This window comes from Acidisphaera sp. S103 (genome assembly GCF_009765975.1).
Lineage (GTDB): Bacteria > Pseudomonadota > Alphaproteobacteria > Acetobacterales > Acetobacteraceae > Rhodopila.
Window position 1 is genome coordinate 239,791 of the sequence record NZ_LMUJ01000032.1, and the last position, 6,633, is coordinate 246,423.

At 64.8% G+C, this 6,633-nt stretch carries 6 protein-coding genes and 1 pseudogene; 1 reads left to right on the forward strand and 6 read right to left on the reverse strand.

What is annotated here, in order from left to right:
- Positions 1-52 precede the first annotated feature (52 nt).
- The 6 genes from rfbC to GSQ89_RS07175 all read right to left on the reverse strand — a co-directional run bounded on the left by rfbC (position 53) and on the right by GSQ89_RS07175 (position 5,942).
- Complete coding sequence (rfbC, locus tag GSQ89_RS07150) at positions 53-610, reverse strand: dTDP-4-dehydrorhamnose 3,5-epimerase (protein ID WP_158923446.1); 558 nt, start codon at positions 608-610, stop codon at positions 53-55.
- Positions 607-1,482, reverse strand: coding sequence for a glucose-1-phosphate thymidylyltransferase RfbA (rfbA, locus tag GSQ89_RS07155; protein WP_158923448.1), 876 nt, complete (start codon positions 1,480-1,482; stop codon positions 607-609). The genes rfbC and rfbA overlap by 4 nt, the downstream gene beginning before the upstream one ends.
- Complete coding sequence (gene rfbB, locus GSQ89_RS07160) at positions 1,479-2,555, reverse strand: dTDP-glucose 4,6-dehydratase (RefSeq protein ID WP_158923450.1); 1,077 nt, start codon at positions 2,553-2,555, stop codon at positions 1,479-1,481. Before rfbB ends, rfbA begins: the two co-directional genes overlap by 4 nt.
- A 66-nt stretch (positions 2,556-2,621) precedes the next feature.
- Positions 2,622-3,257: a TetR/AcrR family transcriptional regulator gene (locus tag GSQ89_RS07165; protein ID WP_158923452.1), complete on the reverse strand. Its 636-nt coding sequence runs from the start codon at positions 3,255-3,257 to the stop codon at positions 2,622-2,624.
- Between the two features lie 427 nt (positions 3,258-3,684).
- On the reverse strand, positions 3,685-4,353 hold the full coding sequence (locus tag GSQ89_RS07170) for a glutathione S-transferase family protein (protein ID WP_158923454.1): 669 nt from the start codon (positions 4,351-4,353) through the stop codon (positions 3,685-3,687).
- Between the two features lie 539 nt (positions 4,354-4,892).
- Complete coding sequence (locus tag GSQ89_RS07175) at positions 4,893-5,942, reverse strand: extracellular solute-binding protein (RefSeq protein ID WP_158923456.1); 1,050 nt, start codon at positions 5,940-5,942, stop codon at positions 4,893-4,895.
- Positions 5,943-6,210: 268 nt separating this feature from the next.
- On the opposite strand from GSQ89_RS07175, the pseudogene GSQ89_RS39080 reads away from it, so the two are divergent.
- Positions 6,211-6,409 (forward strand): annotated as a pseudogene (locus GSQ89_RS39080) (type II toxin-antitoxin system Phd/YefM family antitoxin); the annotation flags it as partial.
- Positions 6,410-6,633: the final 224 nt, after the last annotated feature.

The following is a 6,633-nucleotide window of genomic DNA, read 5'->3' on the forward strand; positions in this document are numbered from 1 at the left end:
GTGCGTGGATGGCCGGGACACGCCCGGCCATGACGGTGAGGGCATCGCGCCGTCAAACATGGAACAGCGCCGACAGGTCGCGCAACCTCGGCAGCACCTTGTCCTTGTCCGACAGGATCACGCTGTCTGTGGCCACCGGCCACTCGATGCCGATATCGGGGTCGTTCCAGATCACGCCGCGCTCCGCTGGCTTGTCGTAGGCGCCGGTGACTTTGTAGATCACCTCGGTTTCCGCGGTCAGCGTGCAGTAGGCGTGCAGGAAGCCGATCGGGACCCAGATCTGGGTCCAGTTGTCGGCGCTGATCTCGGCGCCCACCCATTTGCCGAAGGTCGGCGAACCCTGCCGCACATCCACCGCGACGTCGTAGATCGCGCCCTTTATGCAGCGCACCAGTTTGCCTTGGGCGTTCGGACCGATCTGGCAGTGCAGGCCGCGTAGCACGCCGATCCCGACCGACATCGCGTGGTTGTCCTGGACGAACGGTCCCGGGACGCCGGCGTCGGCGAAGCGGCCGGGATTCCATGTCTCGGAGAAGAAGCCCCGCGGGTCGGTGAAGCGTGGCGGCGTGATCAGTTTGACGTCGGCGATCGCCAGCGCTTCGACTTTCACGCGCTTTCTCCCTCGGCCAGTTCCATCAGTACCCGGCCCAATTCGGTTTTTCCCAGATGGGTGGCGTGGTGGCGCAGTCGGTCGGCGTCGATGAAGCCCATGCGGAAGGCGACCTCCTCCGGGCAGCCGACCAGCATGCCGGTGCGGGACTGGATGGTCTGCACGAAGGTCGCCGCCTGCAACAGGCTGTCGGGCGTGCCGGCATCCAGCCAGGCACAGCCGCGCGACAGTTTCTCCACGTGCAGCGTGTCCGCCTCCAGATAGACGCGGTTCAGGTCGGTGATCTCCAGCTCGCCGCGGGCGGATGGCTTGATGGACCGAGCGATGTCGCTGACGTTGTGGTCGTAGAAGTAGAGGCCGGTGATCGCCCAGTTGCTGGTGGGCGCGGCGGGTTTTTCCACGACCTCCACCGCCTTGCCGTTGGCATCGAAGGCGACCACGCCATAGCGCTCCGGATCGCGCACCTGGTAGGCGAACACGGTGGCGCCGACCGGCCGAGCGGAGGCGGCGCGGAGGAGGGTGGAGAGGTGGTCGGCGTGGATCAGGTTGTCGCCGAGGGCCAGGGCGCAGGCCTCGCCGGCCAGCCAGTCGCGGCCGATCAGGAAAGCCTGGGCGATGCCGTCCGGGCTTGGTTGCACGGCGTATTCGAAGCGGACGCCGAAGCGGGACCCGTCGCCTAGCAACCGGCGGAACTGCGGCAGGTCGTCGGGCGTCGAGATCAGCATGATGTCCTTGATGCCGGCCAGCATCAGCGTGGACAGCGGGTAGTAGACCATCGGCTTGTCGTAGACCGGCAGCAGCTGCTTCGACGCCGCCAGGGTCATCGGATGCAAGCGCGTGCCGGAACCGCCGGCGAGTAGAATGCCCTTCATGCCGCTTTTCCCTTGTCGTCTACCGATGTGCCCAGGCGCTGCCCGGCGTATTTCGCGGCGCGCAATGCCTCCCACCAGGTTCGGTTGGCGAGGTACCAGTCGATGGTGCGGGCCAGGCCGGTTTCGAAGTCGTGCGGGGCCTTCCAGTCCAGGGCCTGTTCGCTGCGGGAGGGGTCGATCTCGTAGCGGAAATCGTGGCCGGGGCGGTCGGTGACGTAGCGGATCAGGCGCTCGCGGGGGCCGGCCGGATCGGGGATGCGGGTGTCCAGGTGGGCACAGATCGCTTTCACCACCTGCAGGTTGGTGCGTGGCTGACGGCCGCCGATGGCGTAGGTCTCGCCGGGGGTACCGCTTTCCACCACGCGCACCAGGGCGGCGGCGTGGTCTTCGACGAACAGCCAGTCGCGCATGTTCGACCCGTCGCCGTAAACCGGCAGGTCCCGGCCTTCGAGTGCGTTCAGGGTGACCAACGGGATCAGTTTCTCGGGGAACTGCCAGGGGCCGTAGTTGTTGCAGGTATTGGAGACGATGGTGGGCAGTTTGTAGGTGTGACTCCAGGCTCGGACCAGGTGGTCGGAGGCCGCTTTGGTCGCCGAATAGGGGCTGCGTGGGTCGTAGGGCGTGGTTTCGGTGAACGGCGGGTCGTCGTGGTCGAGCGCGCCAAACACCTCATCGGTGGAGACGTGGTGGAAGCGGAATGCCGCCTTCCTGTCGGCGGACAACGCAGCGTAGTGCCGGCGGGCGGCTTCCAGCAGGATGAAGGTGCCGACGACATTGGTCTGGACGAAGTCGGCCGGGCCGTCGATCGAGCGGTCCACGTGGCTTTCCGCCGCCAGGTGCATTACCGCGTCCGGATCGTGGGTTTCGAACACCTGGCGCATCGCTGGGGCATCCGCGATGTCGGCTTTGACCAACAGGTGGCGGTTGTGGCGGAGGCCGTCTTCCAACGCGTCCTCGGACGCGGCGTAGGTCATCTTGTCGACATTGATCACGACATGGTCGGTGTGGCGCAGCAAATGCCGCACCACCGCGGAGCCGATAAAGCCACACCCGCCGGTCAGCAAAAGCTTCATACGGCCTTACATCCCTGCCATTTCATGCCCCGTGCGGTAACATCAATCCGACCGGCGCGGCAACTATCAGCTTCGGACTCCCGATAGAAACAGCGCCACGGCAGCCTGTCCCCACACCTGTGTCTGCTCGTCGTCGAGCGGGCGGCCCAGGCCCAGGGCTCGCCGTTGCGGACCGGCCAGCACCAGATGGAGGAATTGTTCGGCCGCCAGGGTGGTATCCCGCACTGGAATGTCTCGGCGGGCGATGGCTCGGTCGAGCAGGGCGGCGATGCGTGTCGTGCCGGCGTTGGCGCCGGCCTGGCGCATCATCAGCGGCAGTTCGGGAAAGCGGGCGCTTTCGGCGATCAGCAGGCGGTGCAGCGCCACGGCTTCAGGTGTGAGTGCCACCGCCAGAATGCGGGCGGCGGCCTCATTGAGCGCGGTTTGCAGATCGTCGTTTTCCACCCAGTCCTCGGCGGTGGACAGCCAGCGTGTCATCAGCCGTTCCACCACCGCTCGGAACAGGGCGGGCTTGCCGCTCCAGCGGGCGTAGAGCGTGCGCTTGCCGATGGCGCTGGTGCGGGCGATGGCCTCGATCGTGGTCGCGGCGTAGCCGTGGGCGAGGAACGCGGTCGTGGCCGCGTCCAGGATGGTGGTTTCCAGCTTGGCGGCGGCCTTGGCCGTGGGCCGGCCGCCGGAGCGGCGCGGCGCGGGGACGGTCACGCTATTAGTAATAGTGCCAATGATACGGGTGATAGTACGGGCCGGCCGGGTAGACGACGCAGCCGGACAGCATGACGGCGAGGCCCAGTACGGCGGCCACTTTGATCAGGGACATAGAGGTCGCTCCTGTTTGGTGAGGTGCAGCCTGAATATAGCGCGTCGAATGAAACGCAACGGGTTCGATGCAATTCTAATTGTAACAGGGATGACGTCCGGTTGCGGCTTGGCCGGGTCGTGCCGGTGCTGGGTCGGGGTTCGCGGGCGATAGCGGGGGAAGATGGCCCCTTTCACCGTCACGGCCGGGCGTGTCCCGGTCGCCTTCGCACCAACGGACGAAGCGCGGATGGCCGGGACATGCCCGGCCATGACGGTGAGCGGGTCTCCGCCCATCCGTTACCCTGAGACCTGTGGGGCACGGACTTCGGATTCAGAAATCCAGGTCGGCGTAGTGTTCCGGCGGGGTGGTGCCGGCGACGCGGTCGGCCAGGATGCCGCGGAAGCTCGGACGCGACTTCATCCTGGCATACCAGTCCTTCGCCGGGGGGGAGATCGTCCAGTCCAGTTCACCGATGAAGTCCAGGGTGGACAGATGCGCCGCGGCGGTGAAGTCGGCCATCGACAGAGCGCTGCCGGCCAGCCATTTCCGGGTCTCGGCCAGCCAGCCGATGTAATCCAGGTGATAACGCAGGGCGGTGTAGCCGGTGCGGATTGCCGACGGATCGGGATTGCCGCGGCGGGTGAGGCGGCGGAGGAATTTCTCGCCATACAGATTCTGCGTCACCTCGAGGGCGAACTTGCCGTCGAACCAGGCGGAGAGGCGGCGGACCTCGATCCGCTCCGCCAGGGTGCGGCCGAGCAGGCTGCTGTCGGGGTAGGCTTCGTCGAGGTATTCGCAGATCACCGCGGAATCGGGGATGACGAGGCCATTGTCCTCGACCATGGTCGGCACGGTGCCGGCGGGGTTCAGTTCGAGGTATTCCTCGCGGCGTTCCCACACTTTTTCCAGCCGCAGCTCGAACGGCAGTCGCTTTTCCGCGAGCACGAGGCGGACCTTGCGGGCGTAGGGCGACAGTGGGAGGTGGTAAAGAACGCGCATCGGCGACTTTTATCGCACCCAATCGCGCGTCGCGCAAAGCGCCGATTGCGGGGGTGGAGGCTGGATGGTGTTGAATCTGTATCTTTCTTGGCCGAAGCGGGGCTGATGGTTCGGCGCGCGGGCCTGGCCGCCGGGGCGATCGATGTTCAGTCTGCGACGGGACCGGCTGGCCGTGGTGGATCGGAAAGCAATCAAGCGCACACAGAGTTACACTGAGTTCGGCACAGAGTTGCACTGAGAAGAATTATTGCGCTTCGCGCGAAGGGGCGGCTTGCGCAGGTAGGAAGCGATTACGGAAGGAAAATAACTGCGCGAAGCGCTATATTTTTTTCTCGGTGCAACTCTGTGCCGAACTCAGTGTAACTCTGTGTGCGCTTGATTGCTTTTCGTCGACGGGATCGAAGCCGGCGGATGACGCCGTAGTCCTTTCGAATAAACGGCGTCGGAATGTTTGGCAATAAACGAATTCGTCACGTGATCGGAACCAGGGACGGCATCAGGTCTCGTGGCTACCGAAACAATCTGAAATCCCGAAGCGCCTAATGCCCCTGCCAGGCATCGAAGCGTTGCCGCAGCTTGGGCAGGTTGTCGTGCCAGAAGCCGGTGTCGACCTTCAGCCCGGCGGCCAGATTCGCCGGTGCGCTCGCCGAGACGGCGGCCAGGTCGGGCGGCAATCCGTCGTTCAGTCCCTTGACCAGCCCGGCATCGCCGCCTTGCTTCAGCAGCCGAAGCTCGACCGCCGGCATGCCGGTGAAATACAGGAACTGCTGCGCCGAACGCGCGGCCTGGCTGCCTTTCATGATGGCCCAGCTTTGCACCTCATTGAGGCTGCCGGCGAATTGCAGGCCGAAATTCTTATGTTCCTGGTCCGCCGTCGCGGCGATCTGCCCGCTGGGTCCGGTGGTCATCAGCACGTCGCCGGAGGCCAGGATATGCGCTGCCTCGGTGTCGGTGGACCACCAGACGATGTAGGGTTTCAACTGGTCGAGCTTGCGGAACGCCCGGTCCACGCCCTCGGCGGAGGACAGCGTCTTGTAGACATCGGCCGGTGCCACGCCGTCCGCCATCAGGGCGAACTCCAGGTTGCCGCGCACGCCTTTGCGCAGGCCGCGCTTGCCGGGATATTTCGCCACATCCCAGAAATCCGCCCAGGTCGGGGCGACCGGCAGCTTGTCCTTGTCCCAGGCCAGCACGGTGGTGTCGACGACGGCGCCGACGCCGCAGTCGCTGACCGCCTGTGGCAGATAGTGGTCCTTGCCGCCGATCGCCGACCAGTCGAGCTTCTCGAACAGGCCCTCGCCACAGCCGGCGGACAGTTCGTCCGCGTCGACCAGGACCAAATCCCAGGGGTTGTTGGGCGTCTTGGCCTGGGTGCGCAGCTTGTCGATCCCGCCGTCCCAGACCTCTTGCTGGACCGGATCGCCGGTGAGGGCGGTGAACGGCTGCACGTAGGCTGACTGCATCGCTTGCTGCAGCGACGCGTCGCGCGTGACGATCGTCAGATCGTTCGGGCTGGCGAGGGCCGAGGGTACGGCCAACGCCGGGGCGGCAAGCAGCGCCACGGTGACCAGAAGCGAGCGGGCGGGCATGAACAGACTGATATCCGGCTTCCTGATGATGGATCGACGCTACAGGTCGCCGCCTTTTTGAGCAACGACCCCCCATGGCGCCACGGTAAACAATCGCCTGTCACAATATGTTGCCGAATCATATCGGCTATCGACAGAATCGGGGTTTTCCGGGTTCGGACGAAAGAACCCGCACCAGGGCGTTGGGATCGCCAGGGCGAAATTTATCTTTCGATGCGCCAGGCATGGCCTAAACTAAGTGGACTTAGTATGGTGAGACACGCTCATTATGCGCTGTGTCAACATCCACCAAGGCCAAGACCCATCTGTCCAGGCTTCTTGAAGAGGCGGTCAGGGGTGAGCCTTTCATCATCGCCAAGGCCGGCAAGCCATTGGTGACGGTTACTCGTATTGAGGATTCCTCCGCCCCGCGGAAAACCCGGCTGGGTTTCGCGGCGGGCCGGTTCAAGGTGCCGGATGACTTTGACTCCTGGTGCGTCATGTCTGAGCGTACAGCCGGACGTTCAGGCCCGGACATCGGGCCGTCGCCCATCGTGACGGCGAAAGTGAATGCAACCACCGGTTTCTGCCACAGCGCTGCGGTCGAAGGCCGCTGAGGAACGCCGTCACAAGAAGGTCAGCGGCGGTTGTCTCACGCGGGCGCTGCTCCACATCTTGTGTTGCCACGATGATGCAACAAAAAATCACCAGA

What these genes read in the sequence shown, in the direction of transcription:
- rfbA (WP_158923448.1), bottom strand. Translation starts at nt 1,482, where the DNA reads ATGAAGGGCATTCTACTCGCCGGCGGTTCCGGCACGCGCTTGCATCCG.
- rfbB (WP_158923450.1), bottom strand. Translation starts at nt 2,555, where the DNA reads ATGAAGCTTTTGCTGACCGGCGGGTGTGGCTTTATCGGCTCCGCGGTG.
- GSQ89_RS07170 (WP_158923454.1), bottom strand. Translation starts at nt 4,353, where the DNA reads ATGCGCGTTCTTTACCACCTCCCACTGTCGCCCTACGCCCGCAAGGTC.
- GSQ89_RS07175 (WP_158923456.1), bottom strand. Translation starts at nt 5,942, where the DNA reads ATGCCCGCCCGCTCGCTTCTGGTCACCGTGGCGCTGCTTGCCGCCCCG.